Annotated in this window: 15 protein-coding genes, 1 tRNA gene and 2 pseudogenes; 7 read left to right on the forward strand and 11 right to left on the reverse strand. The window is 63.7% G+C overall.

Features of this window, described 5'->3' with window-relative positions:
- The first annotated feature begins 21 nt into the window (after positions 1 to 21).
- Positions 22 to 1,410, forward strand: coding sequence for a uracil-xanthine permease family protein (locus GGR44_RS04925; protein ID WP_183954362.1), 1,389 nt, complete (start codon positions 22 to 24; stop codon positions 1,408 to 1,410).
- A gap of 161 nt (positions 1,411 to 1,571) precedes the next feature.
- Here GGR44_RS04925 and GGR44_RS04930 read toward each other — a convergent pair whose 3' ends face one another.
- Both GGR44_RS04930 and GGR44_RS04935 read right to left on the reverse strand, forming a co-directional pair.
- Entirely contained in the window at positions 1,572 to 2,096 is a 525-nt protein-coding gene (locus tag GGR44_RS04930) for a YceD family protein (RefSeq protein WP_183954363.1), read from the reverse strand.
- Complete coding sequence (locus tag GGR44_RS04935) at positions 2,093 to 2,617, reverse strand: ubiquinol-cytochrome C chaperone family protein (RefSeq protein ID WP_183954364.1); 525 nt, start codon at positions 2,615 to 2,617, stop codon at positions 2,093 to 2,095. Before GGR44_RS04935 ends, GGR44_RS04930 begins: the two co-directional genes overlap by 4 nt.
- A 164-nt stretch (positions 2,618 to 2,781) precedes the next feature.
- On the opposite strand from GGR44_RS04935, the gene GGR44_RS04940 reads away from it, so the two are divergent.
- Positions 2,782 to 3,294, forward strand: a complete 513-nt coding sequence (locus GGR44_RS04940) for an outer membrane protein assembly factor BamE (protein ID WP_246344319.1) — start codon at positions 2,782 to 2,784, stop codon at positions 3,292 to 3,294.
- Between the two features lie 8 nt (positions 3,295 to 3,302).
- Here GGR44_RS04940 and GGR44_RS04945 read toward each other — a convergent pair whose 3' ends face one another.
- The 4 genes and pseudogenes from GGR44_RS04945 to GGR44_RS04955 all read right to left on the reverse strand — a co-directional run bounded on the left by GGR44_RS04945 (position 3,303) and on the right by GGR44_RS04955 (position 4,489).
- The gene (locus GGR44_RS04945; RefSeq protein ID WP_183954366.1) at positions 3,303 to 3,428 is read right to left on the reverse strand and encodes an acyl-ACP thioesterase domain-containing protein; all 126 of its coding nucleotides are present in this window, start codon (positions 3,426 to 3,428) and stop codon (positions 3,303 to 3,305) included.
- Between the two features lie 80 nt (positions 3,429 to 3,508).
- Positions 3,509 to 3,655, reverse strand: a pseudogene (locus GGR44_RS04950) (transposase); the annotation flags it as partial.
- Between the two features lie 331 nt (positions 3,656 to 3,986).
- A pseudogene (locus tag GGR44_RS16800) lies at positions 3,987 to 4,106 on the reverse strand (IS3 family transposase); the annotation flags it as partial.
- 308 nt (positions 4,107 to 4,414) lie between these two features.
- A tRNA-Thr gene (locus tag GGR44_RS04955) sits at positions 4,415 to 4,489 on the reverse strand.
- Between the two features lie 201 nt (positions 4,490 to 4,690).
- Between GGR44_RS04955 and GGR44_RS17065 the strand changes: the two genes are divergently transcribed.
- Complete coding sequence (locus GGR44_RS17065; protein WP_281374192.1) at positions 4,691 to 4,825, forward strand: hypothetical protein; 135 nt, start codon at positions 4,691 to 4,693, stop codon at positions 4,823 to 4,825.
- An 8-nt stretch (positions 4,826 to 4,833) separates the two neighbouring features.
- Here GGR44_RS17065 and GGR44_RS04960 read toward each other — a convergent pair whose 3' ends face one another.
- The gene (locus tag GGR44_RS04960; protein ID WP_183954367.1) at positions 4,834 to 6,615 is read right to left on the reverse strand and encodes an aminopeptidase P family protein; all 1,782 of its coding nucleotides are present in this window, start codon (positions 6,613 to 6,615) and stop codon (positions 4,834 to 4,836) included.
- Between the two features lie 115 nt (positions 6,616 to 6,730).
- On the opposite strand from GGR44_RS04960, the gene GGR44_RS04965 reads away from it, so the two are divergent.
- The gene (locus tag GGR44_RS04965; RefSeq protein WP_183954368.1) at positions 6,731 to 8,782 is read left to right on the forward strand and encodes a S9 family peptidase; all 2,052 of its coding nucleotides are present in this window, start codon (positions 6,731 to 6,733) and stop codon (positions 8,780 to 8,782) included.
- 281 nt (positions 8,783 to 9,063) lie between these two features.
- On the opposite strand, the gene GGR44_RS04970 is transcribed toward GGR44_RS04965, so the two are convergent.
- Positions 9,064 to 9,612: a hypothetical protein gene (locus GGR44_RS04970; RefSeq protein ID WP_183954369.1), complete on the reverse strand. Its 549-nt coding sequence runs from the start codon at positions 9,610 to 9,612 to the stop codon at positions 9,064 to 9,066.
- A gap of 334 nt (positions 9,613 to 9,946) precedes the next feature.
- Here GGR44_RS04970 and GGR44_RS04975 point away from each other — a divergent pair, with 334 nt between their 5' ends.
- From GGR44_RS04975 to GGR44_RS04985, 3 genes are all read left to right on the forward strand, one after another.
- Positions 9,947 to 13,378, forward strand: a complete 3,432-nt coding sequence (locus GGR44_RS04975) for an autotransporter domain-containing protein (RefSeq protein WP_183954370.1) — start codon at positions 9,947 to 9,949, stop codon at positions 13,376 to 13,378.
- A 159-nt stretch (positions 13,379 to 13,537) separates the two neighbouring features.
- Positions 13,538 to 14,653 (forward strand): sensor histidine kinase, encoded by a 1,116-nt coding sequence (locus tag GGR44_RS04980; RefSeq protein ID WP_183954371.1) that lies wholly within the window; start codon positions 13,538 to 13,540, stop codon positions 14,651 to 14,653.
- 7 nt (positions 14,654 to 14,660) lie between these two features.
- Positions 14,661 to 15,410, forward strand: coding sequence for a LytR/AlgR family response regulator transcription factor (locus tag GGR44_RS04985; protein WP_183954372.1), 750 nt, complete (start codon positions 14,661 to 14,663; stop codon positions 15,408 to 15,410).
- Positions 15,411 to 15,478: 68 nt separating this feature from the next.
- Here the strand turns inward: GGR44_RS04985 and GGR44_RS04990 are convergent, their stop codons facing one another.
- From GGR44_RS04990 to GGR44_RS05000, 3 genes are all read right to left on the reverse strand, one after another.
- Positions 15,479 to 16,297, reverse strand: coding sequence for a ferredoxin--NADP reductase (locus tag GGR44_RS04990; RefSeq protein ID WP_183954373.1), 819 nt, complete (start codon positions 16,295 to 16,297; stop codon positions 15,479 to 15,481).
- A 163-nt stretch (positions 16,298 to 16,460) separates the two neighbouring features.
- Positions 16,461 to 16,778: a hypothetical protein gene (locus GGR44_RS04995; protein WP_183954374.1), complete on the reverse strand. Its 318-nt coding sequence runs from the start codon at positions 16,776 to 16,778 to the stop codon at positions 16,461 to 16,463.
- 115 nt (positions 16,779 to 16,893) lie between these two features.
- Positions 16,894 to 18,489 carry a phosphoenolpyruvate carboxykinase gene (locus tag GGR44_RS05000; RefSeq protein WP_183954375.1) on the reverse strand — a complete coding sequence of 532 codons (1,596 nt, stop codon included), beginning with the start codon at positions 18,487 to 18,489 and terminating at the stop codon, positions 16,894 to 16,896.
- Positions 18,490 to 18,684 lie beyond the last annotated feature (195 nt).

Consider the following 18,684-nt stretch of genomic DNA (forward strand, 5'->3'; position numbering starts at 1 on the left):
CCGCCAACGCCGGAGCCTCGCATGACCGCATCGTCCGCAACCATGACCGACCATGGAACTGCGCCCCATAACGGCATGATGACGACGGATCAGGCCCGCGACCCCGATTATTTCCCTGGCCTCGCCATCGCCATTCCGCTGGGCATTCAGCATGTGCTGGCGATGTTCGTCAGCAACCTGACCCCCGCCATCATCGTTGCGGGGGCGGCCGGTTTCGGCTTCGGATCGCCCGACCCGTCGGCGATGATCTACATGATCCAGATGGCGATGCTGTTCGCGGGCATCGCCACCTTGCTCCAGACGCTGGGCGCGGGGCCGGTCGGCGCGCGCCTGCCCATTGTTCAGGGGACCAGCTTCGCCTTCCTCCCCGTGATGATCCCCATCGTCGCCGGGCGCGGAGTGGAGGCGATGGCGGAACTCACCACCGCCGCGATCATCGGCGGCCTGTTCCACACCGGCCTCAGCGTCTTCGTCGGCCGCATCCGTTTCGCCCTGCCGCCGATGGTCACCGGCCTCGTCGTGCTGATGATCGGGCTCTCCCTGATGCGGGTCGGCATCCAATATGCGGCGGGCGGCGTCCCGGCGCAGGGCACCCCCGCCTATGGCGCGGGGACAAGCTGGCTGCTCGCCGCCATCGTCGTGGCGACGACATTGGGATTGAGCTTCTTTGGCCGGGGCATATGGTCGACGGCCGCCGTGTTGCTGGGCCTGCTGGCGGGCTATGCCGCCGCCGCGCTGATGGGCCGCGTCTCGCTGGCCCCGGTGGCCGACGCCGGCTGGATCATGCTGCCCATGCCCTTCCATTTCGGCTTCGCCCTGTCGGCGGCGGCGGTCATGGGCTTCTGCCTGATGGGCTTCATCTCCGCCATCGAATCCATCGGCGCCGTCTCCGCCATCTGCGAGGGCAGCGCTGGACGCCCGGCCACCGACCGCGAACTGGTGGGCGCGACCTGCGCCGATGGCGTCGGCACCGCGCTCGCCGCCACTTTCGGGGCGATGCCCAATACGTCCTTCAGCCAGAATGTCGGCCTGATCGCGATCACCGGCGTCATGAGCCGCCATGTCGTGACCATCGGCGCGCTGTTCCTCATCCTGTGCGGGCTTGCGCCAAAGGTCGGCGCAGCGATCACCACCATCCCCATCGAAGTGCTGGGCGGCGGCGTGATCGTGATGTTCGGCATGGTCGCATCCGCCGCCGTCTCCATCCTGTCAGGCGTCGAATGGAGCCAGCGCAACATGCTGATCTTCGGCGTCGCGCTGTCGCTGGGCATCGGGCTGGAACTGGAGCCGGACGCTGTCGGCCATCTGCCCGAAACCGCGCGGATCATGCTGACGTCGGGGGTGTTGCCCGCCGCGCTGGTCGCGGTCGTCCTCAACCTCGCCATGCCGGGCCGCCCGAAAGCCGCCTGAACGCCTGTCTGGAAAATGCGCGGAAGAGCGCAGTCTCGATGCGGCGCCGGCCCGCGCCCCCACCCGACCTCCCAATCAGGATACACTCTGTGGGATGTCGGGCGGGGGCGTGGGCTGGTGCGGATGCGCCAAAGGCGCATTTCCAGACAGGCTCTGAACGCCTATGTCTTGTCGGCCTTGAGCGCCAGCAGCGCGGCGAAGGGGCTGGCCTGTTCCTCGCTCAGCACGCCCGCCTCGCGCAATATCCGGTCGGCGTCGGGCGCGCGGGGGTAAGGTTGCATGGCCAGCGCCATCGTCTCCGCCACCGCCTCGCCCATGTCGATCGCCTCGCCCGCATAGCCGATGGTGTCGCAATCATCCGCGTCCAGCTCGATTTCCTCGACATCCACGGCCGATTCAGGCACGAATCGCAAGGTAAAAGGCGCGTCGATCTCTTCGGGCACCGGCGTTCCAGTCGCGACGCAGGGCTGCGCCAGGGTCGCACGCATCTGCCCCCGCGCCATGATCGCGCCCTCTTCCTGCGACAGGGCATAGTCGGCCTCCAGCCGGTCGAGCGACGACAGGCCAAAGCGTTTCGCCAATGCGGCGCGCTCGCCTTCTTCCGCGACAATCGTCACCTTGTCGGCGTAGCGGCCAAGCTGGTCGATGCGGACGACACGCGAAAATTCGGGTGCAGGCCCGTTCATGCCAATTCTCCATCGATCAACCGGTCGAGCGGCACAGCCGCCAATGCATCCCAACGCGCGCGCAATGCGCGTTCGACATGGGCCATGGCGGCGGGGTCAGGCGCAGCCCCGCGATAGAGGTTGCGCGCCAGCGCATCGGACAGGTCGCCGCCGTCCAGCAACCCGGGGCGATAGGCGGCAATGCGCCCGCCCAGCGCGCTCATCATCCGGCCGACATGCTTGCCCACCACCACATCGCCAACGCCTTCCTGCCGCAACTGCCCGTCCATGTCGTCGACGAACAACTCGGTCAGCCATACCGACTCCTGCGCCGCGCCCAGTTGCTCCAGCCGCAACAACGCCTGCGCCAGCACCGCGACGATCATGTCGAACCGCCCGTCGACCGTGTCGGGCACAGCCCCCGCCAGATACCAGTGCGGCTCGCGCCCGGCCGCGACCAGGGCGGCGTAAAGCGGCTTCAGCCCCTCCTTCGGGTCGGATCGGCGGAACAGACGGTCGAACAGGGAAGATCGGGCGGCCATGGATGGAGTTTTCTGTCCTGTTGCGGCCCGGAACGGCGCGTCCTGACGCATCGCCCTTGTCGGCCGTTGTGCAATTCCATATTGATTGCCGGGCGACGCAATGCAATGGCTGCGCCCCTATCGCCCAAATGCGGGCGGGTAAAGCGCCCACCAGGAGTAAACGGATGTTCCCATTCCACCGTCCCAGCCCCAGCGGGCGCATGATGCTCGCCGCCGGCCTGTGCCTGGTCGTGCTGGGCGCGTCGGGCTGCACCCGCATCCGCACGCATCAGGGGTATCAGGTGGACAAGCTGCTGGTCGATTCGGTCCAGCCGGGCATCGACAACCGCGCCTCGGTGGAAGGCACGCTGGGCCGTCCGTCCTTCACCTCGCAATTTGGCGAGCAGGACTGGTATTATGTCTCGCGCAACATGCGCCAGTTGGCCTTCGCCAATCCGCGTCCGGTGGACCAGACGGTGCTGCGCGTGCGTTTCGATGCGGCGGGCAATGTCGTCGCCGTTGATCGCATGGGCCTCGATCAGGTCGCGAAAATCTCGCCCGAAGGCGACAAGACGCCCACGCTTGGCCGCAACCGCAGCCTGTTCCAGGAAATCTTCGGCAATATCGGCGCAGTCGGCGCCGGCGGCATGGGCGGCGGCGCTGGCGGCAATACCGGCCCTGGCCCGAACGGCAGCTAAACCCCCGCTCAACCCAGAAACACCGCCGCCACCTCCGGCGGCACCCGCATCAGGCGGCCGGTCGACTGGTCGATCATCGCCCAGGTTGATCGCGCGCCCACGGTCACCTTGCCATCGGCGTCGGTCAACGCCATTGAGAAACCCTTGGGCGGCTGGGCTTAGACAGGGGCATTGATCGCTGATCCCATGGGCTGACACAGCAGGGCGCTGATCAGTCCAGCGCAAGGTCAGAGATCGCCCGGCGCAAACGCTGGCTCTCCTTCTCCAGATCCTTCATTTGCCGCGCCTGGTCGGTCTTCAGGCCGCCACGCTTCTTGCACCAGCGATGATGGGTCTCCTCGCTGACCGCGATCCGGCGGCAATGAGGCATTGCGATTGGCATTACAATGAGCCGAGCTAGCCTGATCGAACGCGATGCGATCATTGCGATCATGCGCAGGAACTCGGTCCGTGCGGCGGCGGTCGATCTTGGCATGTCCACCAACGCCTTGGGCAACGCCTGGAGCACCACATCGGTGGTCTGTCGGCTGTGCATCGACCACCCTCCGCAGCCTTTCCAACGATGCTCCGCATCGCCGGAACCTTTGGCTGCTCCGCCCATCACGCGGCGGGAGTACAGGTCGATCACACCGCAAGGCGGCGCAATGGTCCGGGGGACCATGGCAAAGCCGCGGCCGGATAGGCGAAGTCCTCCAGGCCCGCCGCAGCAGCGCCGTTTGCCGGGCATCTTCCCGAGCCCGCTGGCTCAGCGGGCTCTTCTGCCAGGCATAGAAACCGCTGGGCTGCACGGCGAGGCAAATGACTACCGCTTTGGAGCGCAAAGCGGACATCTCCTAGTGTGGTGGATTTGAAATTCGCCACATTAAGCGGCCAGGCGCGGAGCGAATTTCAAATCCTTAAACCACACTAGAGTCGTATAGTTGCTAGTGACCCTTTTGACTCTGAAGTTCGCTCCGACCTATCCATCCAATGTGGCGAACTTCAGATTCGGGTCACTAGCGCTCCGGCGAGTAGAATCTCCCGGAAGGAGCGGGTCAGGTGGATGCACGCCGGATCGCAATCTGTAAGCAATCCGATCAGCCCCTAGAGGGGTTTATTTCTTTACTTTCAGAACGAAGAATGGTGCTGCCGGCGAGGATTGAACTCGCGACCTCAGCCTTACCAAGGATGCGCTCTACCACTGAGCTACGGCAGCATTCCACCACTTCCGCGCCGCTGACCGGCGTTGGAGCCGGGCCTATGGCGGTGATTGGCGGGCATGTCAAGGCGGGTCTGGACGCTTCGCGCATTTTGGTGGAGGCGGGTGGGGCGACGCGAAAAAAGGGGGGACGAAGAAAATCTGCGCGCTGCCAGAACGGCGGTTTGATTTGCCGGAAAATCGCATTAAATCCGCCCCATGACCCGGGGCAAGGATGAACGGCAGGAACGATTGGCGCAGGCGCTGCGCGACAATCTGCGCCGCCGCAAGGCGCAGAGCCGGGATACGTCGCGGGAGGATGCGCCCCCCGCGACGGACCGGCCCGCCGACTGACGCGGGGGTCAGAGCGGCGCGCAGGCGGCCTTCAGCCAGGCGAGCGCATCGCCATCAAGCTGCGGCGCGACAATCTCCATCACGCGGGCGTGATAGGCGTCGACCCAGGCGCGCTCGTCCACGGTCAGCAGGTCGATGGCGATGGCGTTGCGGTCGATGGGGGCGTGGGTCAGCGTTTCGAAGCCCAGCATCTCGCGCTCCGCCCCGGGCACGTCGCGCTCGACCACCAGCACCAGATTTTCGATGCGGATGCCATATTCGCCGGTCTTGTAATAGCCCGGCTCGTTCGACAGGATCATGCCCGCCTGTAGCGGTTCATCGCCGCCGCCGAATGTTGCGATGCGCTGCGGCCCTTCATGCACCGACAGGAAGCTGCCGACGCCATGGCCGGTGCCATGGGCGTAATCCAGCCCCTGCGCCCACAGATATTGCCGCGCCAGCACGTCGAGCTGGCCGCCGCGCGTGCCCTTTGGAAAGAGCGCGCGGGCAAGGGCGATATGCCCCTTCAGCACCAGCGTGAAGCGTTGCTGCATTTCGGCGGTCGGCGCGCCGATGGCGATGGTGCGGGTGACGTCGGTGGTGCCGTCGCGATATTGCCCGCCCGAATCGACCAGATAGAGCGATCCGCTCTCGATGGGCCGGTTGGTCTTTTCCTCGACCTTGTAATGCACCACGGCGCCATTGGGGCCGGCGCCGCTGATCGTGTCGAAGGACAGGTCGACAAGCAGGCCGGTGTCGCGGCGAAATTGCTCCAGCCGGTCGGCGGCGGTCATTTCATCGAGGCCGCCTTGCGGCGCGGTGACCGACAGCCAGTGGAGGAAGCGGCTCAAGGCCGCGCCGTCGCGCGCCTGCGCCGCCCTGTGCCCGGCGATTTCGACGGGGTTCTTGATCGCCTTGGGCAGGACGACGGGATCGCGCAGGGCGAGCACATGGGCGCCGCCCTGTTCCAGCCGTTCGAAGATTGCGGCGACTGCGCGTTCGGGGTCGGCGGCCACGGTCTTGCCGTCGAACGTCGCGAGGGCGCCGGCGAAATCTGCTCGATCATGGACGCGCACGGCGTTGCCCAGATGCTGGGCGACGACGTCATCCATCTTTTCGGGCGCGACATAGATGTCGGCGGTGGCGTCGGCATGGACGATGGCATAGGCGAGCGCAACCGGGGTGCGATCCACGTCTGCGCCACGGATGTTGAAGGTCCAGGCGATGGAATCGAGCGCCGACAACACGGCCGCGTCGGCGTGGCGGCTGCTCAGCCAGTCGGCGATATCCTGCCGCTTTTCCGCCGCGCTGCGCCCGGCATAGATGTCGTCATGCACGGTCAGGCGCGCGGCGCTGGGGGCGGGTCGGTCGGGCCACACGCGGTCGACGGGATTGGTGTCGACCGGGACCAAAGTCGCGCCGATCTCCGCCAGCGCCTCGCTCGCCTGCGCCACCCATGCGCTTGTGTGCAGCCATGGATCGTAACCGATGCGCGCACCCTGGCCCGCATGATCCTTCAGCCAGGCGGCGATGGAGGTTTGCGGCACGCTTTCATATTGCCAGTGGGCGGCGTCCACCTGTTCGCGGACCTGAAGCGTGTAGCGGCCGTCGACAAAGATCGCCGCTTCCTGCGGCAGCACCACGGCGCTGCCCGCCGACCCCTGAAAGCCGGTCAGCCAGGCGAGCCGCTGGGCGTATGCGCCGACATATTCGCTCATATGTTCATCGGTCAGCGGCACGACAAAGCCGTCGAGCGTCACGCGCGCCAGTTCCGCGCGCAGCGCCTTCAGCCGGTCTTCATAGGTGGACATTCAGTTTTCCTTGCTGCATCGGCCCCCTTGCGCAGGCCGCAAAGGGCACAACATAAGCAGGGCATAGCGCTTATGCCAGCGCCCGCCTTATTCTTCCCTTTCATCAGGACCGTGAATGACCCAGCCCCCCGTCGCCGATCGCCGCCCGCACAGCTTCACCCGGCATGGCGTCACCATCGAAGATCCCTGGGCCTGGCTGCGCGATCCGGGTTATCCCGATGTGAAGGACAAGGATGTGCTCGCCTATCTGGCGGCCGAAAATGACTGGTTCGAGGACGCGATGGCGGCGCGCAAGCCGCTGATCGACGGGCTGTTTGCGGAGATGAAGGGCCGGATCAAGGAAGACGACCAGTCGGTGCCGCAGAAGGATGGCGACTATATCTATTGGCGCGCCTTCGAAACCGGAGCGCAATATCGCAAATGGTATCGCAGGCCCCTGGCAGGGGGCGAGGACGAGTTGATCCTCGACGAGCCGGCGCTGGCGGAGGGGCATGATTATTTCAGGCTGGGAGCGATGTCGGTCAGCCCGTGCGGCCGATATCTGGCCTATGCCATCGACAATGATGGGTCGGAACGGTTCGAGGCGCGGATCAGGGATCTGACGACGGGCGAACTGCTGCCCGAAATCATCCCCGACACGCTGTCGGCGCTCGTGTGGACGAGCGACAGCCGGGGGCTGCTTTACGGCGTCGCCAACGACAACTGGCGCACCGACAATGCCCGGCTCCACTGGCTGGGGCAGGATGTGGACAGCGATGTCGAGCTGTTCCATGAGGATGACGAGGGGTTTCGCGTTTCGGTCGGCCTCACCTCATCGGAAAAATGGATCGTGATCGCCACCGGCGACCATGTGACGACCGAGGCCTGGCTGGTCCCGGCGGATGATCCCACGGCCAAGCCGTTGCTGGTGTCGGCGCGCAAGCCGGGGCGGGAATATGATGTCGATGAGCATGAGGGCACGCTCTACATCCGCACCAATGACATCCATCCCAATTTCCGGCTGGTGAAGGCGGCGCTGGCCGCGCCCGACCAGTGGGAAGAGGTGATCGGCGCCGACGATCATTTCTATCTGACCGATTTCACCCTGTTCAAGCAATTCTACGTCACTGAAGGGCGTCAGGATGGGTTGGATCAGGTCGAATTGCGCGATTATGCGACGCACACTCCCAAGCGCATCCCCTTCCCGGAGGCGAGCTATTCCGCCTCGCTCGACGACAATCCCGAATATGATGTGACCAAATTACGCATCGGTTATGAATCGATGGTCACGCCCGACACGATTTTCGACTATCATCTCGACAGCGGCGAACTGGAGGTGCTGAAGGTTCAGCAAATCCCGTCTGGCTATGACGCCAGCCGTTATGCGACCGAGCGGCTGATGATCCCCGCGCGCGACGGGACGGAAATCCCCGTATCCATCGTCTATCCCGCCGGCCTGCCGCGCGACGGCAGCGCGCCGCTGCATCTTTATGGCTATGGCGCCTATGGCATTGCGATGGAGCCGGGCTTTTCGACCGCGCGGCTGTCGCTGCTCGACCGGGGCTTCGCCTTTGCGCTGGCGCATATTCGCGGCGGCGATGACCTGGGCCAGCAATGGTATCTGGACGGGAAGCTCGACAAGCGGACCAACACGTTCAACGATTTCGTCGATGTGGCCAAGGGGTTGATCGACCTTGGCTATACAGCCAAGGGCCGGATCAGCATTTCGGGTGGATCGGCGGGCGGCGAGCTGATGGGCGCGGTCATCAACAGCGATCCGGACCTGTGGGGCGCGGTGGTGGCGCATGTGCCCTTTGTCGATGTGCTGAACACCATGCTGGACGAGACATTGCCGCTGACGCCGGGCGAATGGCCCGAATGGGGCAACCCGATAGACGACAAGGCGGCGTTCGAGACGATCCTGTCCTACGACCCCTATAATAATGTGAAGGCGCAGGACTATCCGCCGCTGATGGTGACTGCGGGGCTGAACGATCCGCGCGTCACCTATTGGGAGCCGGCCAAATGGGTCGCCCGGCTGCGCGCGACCAAGACGGACGCCAACGCCCTGCTGCTCAAGACCAATATGGGCGCAGGGCATGGCGGCAAGTCGGGCCGGTTCGAATCGCTGCACGAAACGGCGGAGGAGTTCGCCTTCATCCTGTGGCAACTGGGCATGGCCGAGTGATGGCGTCGGCGTCGACATATCGCCGCACGTTCACGGCGCAGGCCGGGCATATCGACGTGCCGGGCATGTGAACAACGCCGTCCGGGTCCAGTGGATGGAGCAGGCGGCGACCGGGAACGGAACGCAGGGCGTCGCGATCCGGCGCATGTCGCCGCCTATGTGCGGGTCGTGACCCGGCATGGGATGGCGCGCCTGTTAAGGCCGGCATCGTCCGATTGAGGCCCAAGCGAACGGCCGCATAATCAGCAGCGCCCGCCCCCCGCCAGCAGTCGCAAAATGCCTCAGTTGGCCTTGCTCAGGTCGACCTTATCGACCCATTCGGGATAGAAAGTCGGTTCGCGGTTGGACCATCCGGCCGCCGTCGCCGCCGCCTCGCTGATCGACTGAAGCAACAGGCGGCGCTTTTCGGGATGCAGATGCGGCAGGCTGGCCGCCGCGCAGAAAGCGCCGGGGAGCCATGGTCGCGCACCCGCGCCGATCAGCCGTTCGTAAAGAAAGCGATAGGCGGAAAAGCTGCCCAGCCGATCCTGTCCCAGGTCAAAGGCGGATACGGTGACCAGCGGCGCCATGAACGGCTCCACCTGATCCAGCCCGCTGTCGTCGGGGACCAGCGACTTGATCTCGTCGAGCCGGCCATAAATGCGGGCCTGCGCGCGGATACTGGCTTCCTCCACCATGTCGCGCGACCATAGCTTCATCGCGTCGCGGCGATGCAGCCCGATATCCAGCGATCGGCGGATATAGCGTTGCGTAGAGGATGGGAAGCTCGCAAACTCGCGCAGTTCAGCGAGCGTGACGGCCCCATCGGCTGGTCTTGCACTGGCACCCATATTCTAGCCCTCCGACTCCATGGTCGAACCATAGAACATTGCGCCCACCATGGTTACCGAAGGCTTAAGGGCGTGTTCGGCTCGCATTCATATGGGATCAGATTTTTTTGTGCGGCGCAACATGAAAAAGATGTCCGGCATATGCGCGTTGCCTGACGCTGTCGCGACATCGCTGCAATTCAGCCATCGTTGCGCCAAGTCAACATGTTGGCCGCGCCAACATGTGACAAAATTTCAACGCTGAACCAACCAAGTCTTTGACATGTCTGACAGAAGAGTTGCCAACGGATTGCCCCAAGCCTAGCCTTTAAAAATTGCAGGGGAGTTACAGTCCATGAAACAGTCCACCCTTTCGCGCGCCCATCTTTCCGGAGCGCGCAAGTCCCTTCTTCTTGCTTCGGCGGCCCTTGCCAGCCTTTGCATTTCCTCTACGGCAAGCGCGGTTGTTCCCAATGACGGCAGCAGCCCGACCGACATCATCGACAGCGAAGACGTCAATGGCGTTGGCATCATGTATCGCGCCGACGGTTTTGTCTGCACCGGCACGTTGGTCAATCCGCGCACCGTCATTTTCGCCGCGCACTGCGTGAACGACCTGTCGACACCCGATTATGGCACGGTCAATGGCGGCGTTCCTGTCGCCTTCGCGTTCCAGAACGATGCGCGCCCCGGCCTTATCAACTGGCTCAGCAACGGCTTTCAGACCAACACCGCGCTCAGCGTCTACAACGTCAACAACATTGCCTATAACCCCGACTCGCTGGATCCGCCGGCGCTCAGCTTCCTCTATGGCGACGTGGCGATTGCGACGCTCGACACGCCCGCGTCGGATGTGCCGGCCTGGACGATGCTCTTTTCGGCCCTGCCCGCCCCCGCCTCGATCAGCGACACGACCGGCACCGGCTATCATGTCACCGTCACCGGCTATGGCCGCAGCGGCAGCGGCACCACCGGTTCTTCCTATGGCATCGATTTCCGCCGCAAGGTGGCGGAAAACTTCCTGGGGATGCTGGGTTCGCTGGACGACATTGACAGCTTCCTGTTCGGTTCCGCGGGGGGATATACCCAGAATCTTTATCAGCTCGATTTCGACGATCCCGAAGGCGAGAATATCTTCGACTTCAACGTCTTCAAGGACGGTGCGCTGCCCAATGAAGGCATTACGGCGGGGGGCGATTCCGGCGGTCCGCTGATCCTCGATCAGACCTTTGACGAAAAGACCGTCATCGGCGTCCTGTCGGGCGGCAGCCGCTATTTCTTCGGTCAGGAATTCAGCTCCTATGGCGGTTCCTCCTTCTATCAGCCGCTCTACCTGTTCTGGGACTGGATCGCCGCCAACAACCCCTATCGCTACGCCACGGCCAAGGAAGGCGATGGCAAGTGGAGCGATCCGAACCATTGGGTCACCGCGCTCGACCCCAATTACCGGGTGATCGACAGCAACGGCGCTTTGGTCAACGGCATCCCGACGACGCCGGGCGCTGGCGCCTTTGGCGAAGACAGCACCCAGAAGTTTGGCCAGCTCTGCTATCAGCCCAACTATGAAGCCGTCGACGTCTGCTATGATGTCGGCACTGGCGACACCTATGTCGATGGCGTTCTGGTTACCGACGCCGGTGAGCCGACCGCCGCAACGACGGGCGGCACGACCGTGGCCAACGCCCGCGGACGCGTCGAAATCGCCGAACGCAGCGCATCGTCGAACAGCGCCACGCTGCTGTCCGGCGCCGACAACGAAGCACAGGAAGGCGACAGCGAAAGTCCCGCCCTGCCCGCGCCTTCGCTGGCCAACGGCCTGCCGGGCGCTTCGGCTTTCGTTCCCAACAACATCGACCCGGTCGCCATCGATAATATCGTCGGCCGCTATTATGACGTCACGCTGGCAACGGCGGGCACGACCACGCTGGACATCGACGCCACCGTCGACCGTTTCACCATGGCCGGAACGGGCGCGAAGCTGAACGTCACGGCGGAAGGTTCGCTGACCAGCCTGATGGATATCTCCCATCTGGCGGGCGCCGTGAACATCGACGGCGCCGTGACCACGCCGGGCGATTACATGATGCTCACGGGCCTGCTGTCGGGCTCCGGCACGCTCAATACGCCTTATTTCACCAACGTCATGGGCACGATCGCGCCCGGCGGCGTGGGCACGATCGGCACGCTGAATATCGAGGGCAACGCCCTGCTGTCGTCGGGCAGCACCCTGCAGATCGACCTGGGCGCCAATGGCGTGTCCGATGTCCTTGCCGTCCATGCAACCGAATATGTCGAAGATGACGGCGCGGGCGAAGGCGATGGCGGCAGCGAAGCCGCCGCAGCAGCAGCCACGCTGGCCGTCGGCGATCCACTGAACGGCATCGCCGCTTTGGGTGGCAAGGTCGTGTTCGGCGCGGCAACCGGTTCGCGCCTGCGCTTTGGCAACAGCTATACCTTCCTGACGGCGGAAGGCGGCGTTGAAGGCGCGTTCGACACACCCACCAACATCTCGGCGGTGCTCAAGCCGGTGCTCAGCTATGGCGCCAACAGCGTGTCGGTGACGATCGACGCGGGACTTTATGCGGACGTCATCAACACTGCGTCGCCGGTGCAGCGCGGTTTTGCCCAGTTGCTCGACCAGAACCGCTCGCTCTACAGCAAGTTTTCGACCCTTTTTGGCGAAGCGGATCTGCTGAGCGTGGCGGGCGTCCAGGCGACCTTCGAATCGATGGCGCCGCGCACCGAAACGCTCAAGACGTCGATGGCCGAAGTGCTGACCGACAATATGGCGCGCTTCTATCGCGACCGCCTGACCAAGGTTGACGGCGGCGCGATGGGCGGCACGTTGACCATGGTCGGCCAGCCGATCCAGTTGGCAGCGGCCAGTCTGGCCGGCATGAACCTGGGCATGGATATGGGCGCGGGTGGCAGCGAAACCACGACGCAGGAAAACGCCCTACCCGAAGATGTCAGCATGTTCCTGGCGGGCGGCTATCTCGACGGGTCGAGCGCGCCGATGCGGACCGCCCTGCCGCTGGGTCGCGATCAGTTCGACGGCTGGTATGCGGCGCTGGGCGTTGAAAAGACGGTGGGCGACAATGCGGTCATCGGCCTTGGCCTCTCCTACAGCGAAATGGACGGAAAGGCCCGCACCAGCGACACCGGGACGGCCCGGCTGTATCAGGGCACGGTCTATGGCGTGTGGAACCTCGGCTCAGTCGCCCTCGATGGCATTGTCAGCGCGGGCGCGCTCGACATGCGCACCGTGCGCGGCTTCTCAGTGGGCGCCACGCCATACACGCTGGTCGGCCGCGACCAGTCGCTGGCGCTGTCCGGCGAGTTGGGCGTCAGCACGAAGCTGGGCGGCGACGCCCTGTCGATCACGCCGCGCGCGTCGATGCGCGGCGCCTATATCAGTTGGTCGAACGTCGCGGAAAGCGGCGGCGACGCCGGCCTGATGATCGACCGCAAGAGCGCCAACAGCCTCCAGGGCCGCGCGGGCGCGACGATCAAGTCGGAAATGGGCGGCATCAAGCCGTTCCTGACCGTCAACTACGCCCATGAATTCGAAAAGCAGCCGGCCTTCTTCACCGCCAATCTGGTCGGCGGAACCGGCCCGAACGTCCCCTTCGCCCTGGGCGTGACGGACAAGGACTGGGGTGAAGTGGGCGGCGGCCTGACCTTCACCACCGGCAGCGTCGACATCAGCCTGTCGGCCGATACGACCCTCTGGCGCAAGGACATCAAATATCAGAGCTATCGCGCGAGCGCCAAGTTCCGCTTCTGATCCCGGCGGTCCGCCAAACTGACGAAAGGGCCGCATCCCATCATGGGGGGCGGCCCTTTCCCGTTTTCCGGCCATCGCATCGACAAACGTCCATGCCGGTTCGACCAGCAACCCACGGAAACAGGCGACATCGACGCTTGTCGGGACTAAACTGCGGCCATGAACGCACATAATAATGATGATGGCGAACCGGGGGTCGCACCGGCCATCGCTCTCTATTCCATTCTCGGCTTCTGGCTGTTCTACGCCTTGCTGGTCACATTGCGCGCCACGGTGATGGGCTTTGCATCGCAGGGCGAACTGGCCTCCCGCCGCGCCGTGGTGACCGTCATCGGCATCGTCATCACCTGGGTGCTTTATCTGGGCATTCGCCATTTTGACGGCCGGGCTCTGCCGCTGCGCATCGTCGTCGCTTTCTCCTTCGCTGCGCCCTTTGCCCTCGCCATGGCGGCGGCCAACTATTATATCTTCAACATCTATGATCCGGTCAGCATCCTACCGGACATGGACAGCAGCCGCATGGTTCACGAACATGGCTATGCGCTGAAACAGATCGCGGAAGACGCGATCAGCCGCTATTTCTTTCTGGCCGCCTGGGCCAGCTTGTACCTCGCCCTTTCCTATGCCAGCGAAGCCCATCGCGTGGAGCGCCGCGCCGCCCGGCTGGAACGCGCCGCACAGGCCGCCGAGCTCCGCTCCCTGCGTTATCAGGTCAATCCCCATTTCCTGTTCAACACGCTCAATTCGCTGTCGACGCTGGTGATGCGCGACCGGCGGGACGAGGCGGAACAGATGATCATGTCGCTCTCCAACTTCTACCGCACCAGCCTGACCGGCGATCCTCTGGACGATGTGCCGCTGTCCGAAGAAGTGCAGTTGCAGAAGCTCTATCTCGACATTGAGGGCGTCCGCTTCCCCGATCGGCTGGTAACCCGCATCGACATTCCCGACGCCCTGATGTCGTGCTGCGTCCCCGGCCTCATCCTGCAGCCGCTGGTCGAAAATGCGATCAAATATGGCGTTTCGCGCACATCCCGCCCCGTCACCATCCTGATCCGCGCCTGGGAGGAGGAAGGCCTGCTGAAGATCAGCGTCAGTGACGATGGCGACAAGCCGCCGACGGAAGCCGACAAGGGCAATGGCATCGGCCTTGCCAATGTGCGTGACCGGCTGAGCGCCCGCTATGGCGACAAGGGACGAATTGATTATAGTCCCCGCGAAGGGGGCGGCTTTGTCGTGAAACTGGCCATGCCGATCGTTCGCAAGGGGTGTTGATCAGCCAATGACCATTCGTACGATGATCGTCGACGACGAGCCTCTGGCCGTAGAGAGGCTTCAGATGTTGTGCGCACGCGAGCCACGTATCTCGCTGGTGGGCACCGCCAGCGATGGCGAGGCGGCCTTGCGCCTGATCGAGGCGCTGAAGCCCGATCTGGTCATGCTCGACATCGCCATGCCGTTGCTGGACGGCGTCGGCGTGGCCCGCGCGGTGGGGCGTATGGGTCTACGCCCTGCCATTATTTTTGTGACCGCTTTTGAAGGCTTTGCGGTAGAAGCCTTCGATCTCGCCGCAATTGACTATATGTTGAAGCCGGTCGCCCATGACCGGCTGACCCGCTCCATCGACCGGGTGGAAATCGCCCTGTCGAAGCGCCCGGCGGCGGCGGCCGATATCGAACGGACGGCAGAGGCGCAACCGGAATGGGCCGAGGAATTCTGGGTGCCGCACCGGTCCGAACTGATCCGTGTGGCCGCCAGCCAGATCGACCGGATCGAGGCTGAGCGCGATTATATGCGCCTGCACGTCGGCGCGCACAGCTATTTGCTGCACCAGACCATCAGTTCGCTGGAAGAGCGGCTGGACCCGCAACATTTCGTGCGCCTCCACCGTTCGCACATCGTGCGGCGCGACTATATCGCGCGGTTGCGCCACGATGGCAGCGGCGTCTGGTTCGCCTGCCTGGCCGATGGCGGCGAAATCCGCATCGGGCGCACTTATCTGGCCAATGCGCGGACGATGACCGGGCGCTGAAAGCCGCGCATAGAAAAGGGGACCGGTGTCGCCACCAGTCCCCTTATAATTCTCAGATTTTGATCGAATCAGCCGACGAAGGCGCGTTCGATCACGAACTGCCCCGGCGCCGCATTGGAGCCTTCGGTAAAGCCGATGCTTTCGAAATAGGCGGCGAACTGCTTGATCATTTCCATGCTGCCGCACATCATGATCCGGTCGGTTTCCGGGTCAAAATGCTTGGCCCCCTGAATGCGGCCGCCGAACAGCGTGCCATCCTCCACCAGCTTGTCGATACGCTTGGTGGTGTGGAAGGGTTCGCGCGTTACGGTCGGTACATAATCGAACTGGAGCAGCGCCTGATCCTGCACCAGCGGATCGCCTGCAAAACGGCTCTCCAGCATTTCGCGGAAGGCGAGATCGCTGACCTGCCGCACCGAATGCACGATCACGACCTGCTCGTAAAATTCATAGACATCGGGGTCGCGCGCCAGGCTGAGGAAGGGCGCCAGCCCCGTGCCGGTCGACAGCATGAACAGCCGCTTGCCGGGCAGCAGCGCGTCGGTGACGAGCGTGCCAGTCGGCTTGCGGCCCAGATAGATCTGATCGCCTGGCTGGATAAGCTGCAGCTTCGACGTCAGCGGCCCGTCCTGCACCTTGATCGACAGAAACTCCAGCTCCTCGTCCCAGGACGGACTGGCCACCGAATAGGCGCGCAGCAGCGGCTTGCCGTTTTCGCCCTGCAGGCCGATCATCACGAACTCGCCCGACCGGAAACGGAAACTGGCCGGGCGGGAAATGCGAAAGCTGAACAGCCGCTCGTTCCAATGGTGCACGGACAGCACCGTCTCCACCGACAATGCGCCTGTGGGTTCGAGCACCGGCTTTTCAATCGTCACGTCGTTCAACGCCTTTCCCCTGCCTGCGTCCGCCCCGACAATGCGGCGACGGCCGGCTACCGAAACTGGATCGGTCCCGCGAATGAACATTGCACCGCGCGAAGGCAAGGTGAAAAAAACTTGGGGGCAGGAAAGCTCAGCAGCCTGACAGCCGCCGCGCCGCCAGCCATGGTCAGCCGAACAGGCCCTTGGCCAAACCGCCCAGTTCGTTGAGCGGATTGCCATCGCCATCGCGGTCGAACAGCCCGCCCAGCTTGCCCATAATCGCCTCTGGACCGCCAAACTGGCCCATCAGTTCCTGGAGCTTGTCAGCCGACACGCCATGTTCCGCCGCAGTGGTCGCCAGCGCCGCGACGTTGGTTTCGCCCGACGCGATCTTGGCGCCGATTTCGGTCATCAGCGCCTGCATCTGCGCCGGCTCCATCCCGATTTTGTCAGCGATGGCTTCCAGTCCACCCAGATTGCCGATCAGATTGTCAAACATGCTCATCACGAATCCCCGCTTTTGATTGGTGGCCAGTTTATCATTCCGGCGGGGCAACCGAAACAAAAAGAGCCGGGAAGTTCCCTTCCCGGCTCCATCAACGCTGCGTTCCCGAAAAGGATCAGGCGGCGGTCAGCGCGGCCTGCCGAACCGAAGCGTCCACATGATCTTCGAACTGGGCGAAATTGTCGACGAACTGCTTGACCAGCTTGGCCGCCGTTTCGTCATAACCCGCCTTGTCCGACCAAGTTTCGCGCGGATCGAGGATCTGCGAATCGACCCCCGGCACGGCGACCGGCACTTCGAAACCGAAATTGGGATCGGTGCGGAACTCAGCGCTGTTCAGGCTGCCGTCGAGCGCGGCGTTGAGCAGCGCGCGGGTCACCTTGATCGGCATACGCTTGCCAACGCCATATTTGCCGCCGGTCCAGCCGGTGTTGACCAGCCAGCAGGTCACGCCGCCCTTGTTGATCCGGTCCTTGAGCAGATTGCCATAGACCGAAGGATGACGCGGCATGAACGGCGCGCCAAAGCAGGTCGAGAAGGTCGCCGTCGGCTCCGTCACGCCGATTTCGGTGCCGGCGACACGCGCCGTGTAACCCGACAGGAAGTGATACATCGCCTGTTCCGGGGTCAGCCGCGCAATCGGCGGCAACACGCCATAGGCGTCGGCGGTCAGGAAGATGATGTTCTGCGGAACGGGGCCAAGGTTGTCCTTCGACGCATTGGGAATGAAATCGATGGGGTAGGAACCACGACTGTTTTCAGCGAGGCTGTTGTCGTCCAGATCGATGGCGCGCGTGTCCTCGTCGATGACGACATTTTCCAGCACCGTGCCGAAACGCCGGGTGGTGGCGAAGATTTCCGGTTCGGCTTCGGCCGAAAGGTTGATCATCTTGGCATAGCAGCCGCCTTCGAAGTTGAAGACGGCGGTGTCCGACCAGCCATGCTCGTCATCACCGATCAACGTACGGCTGGCATCAGCCGACAGGGTGGTCTTCCCGGTGCCCGACAGGCCGAAGAACACGGCGGTGTCGCCGTTCGGGCCGATATTGGCCGAACAGTGCATCGGCATCACGCCCTTGGCCGGCAGCAGATAGTTGAGGATGCCGAAGACCGACTTCTTCATTTCACCGGCATAGGCGGTGCCGCCGATCAGGATCAGCTTTTCGCTGAGGTTGACCGCGATCACCGTTTCCGTGCGGCAGCCATGACGAGCCGGGTCGGCGCGGAAGCTGGGCAGGTCGATAATGGTGTATTCCGGTGCAAAATCGACCAGCTCATCGGCGGTCGGACGCACCAGTAGGGTGCGGATGAACAGATTGTGCCAGGCAAATTCGTTGATGACGCGCACATTCACGCGATGTTCCGGCTGCGAACCGCCGAACAGGTCGGCGACGTAGAGCTTGTCCTTTTCGGCCAGCGCAGCAAGGAAATCCTGCTTCAGCGCGGCGAAATGCTCCGGCGTCATCGACACGTTGGTGTTGCCCCACCACACGGTATTTTCGGTTTCGGCGTCGCGGACGATGAACTTGTCCTTGGCGCTGCGGCCGGTGTGCTTGCCGGTCTTGACGACCAGAGGGCCGTCCTTCGACAAGATGCCTTCGCCATTGCGAACCGCCGCTTCGACCAGCGGCGCGGTGCCGAGGTTCCAGAACTGCTCGGCTGTTACGGTAATACCCTGTTTATCAAGGGTGAGAGAGGATTTGGCCTGCACGCACAATGCTCCTGACTGTCAACTCGGGCTGCTGTGGTCCCGATGCTTCCGATTTCGTGTCGCTGTTCGCCCCACATGCGACATCTTTTTTCAAACTAGCATCATCGCGCATAAGCATTTGCGACAGCATCGTCAAATTGCGCCGTTTCGCCCGCCTTCCCAAGGTGGCACGCCCTGCCCTGCGCCACGGCCGCT

Source organism: Sphingobium fontiphilum (assembly GCF_014196635.1).
Taxonomy (GTDB): Bacteria; Pseudomonadota; Alphaproteobacteria; order Sphingomonadales; family Sphingomonadaceae; genus Sphingobium; species Sphingobium fontiphilum.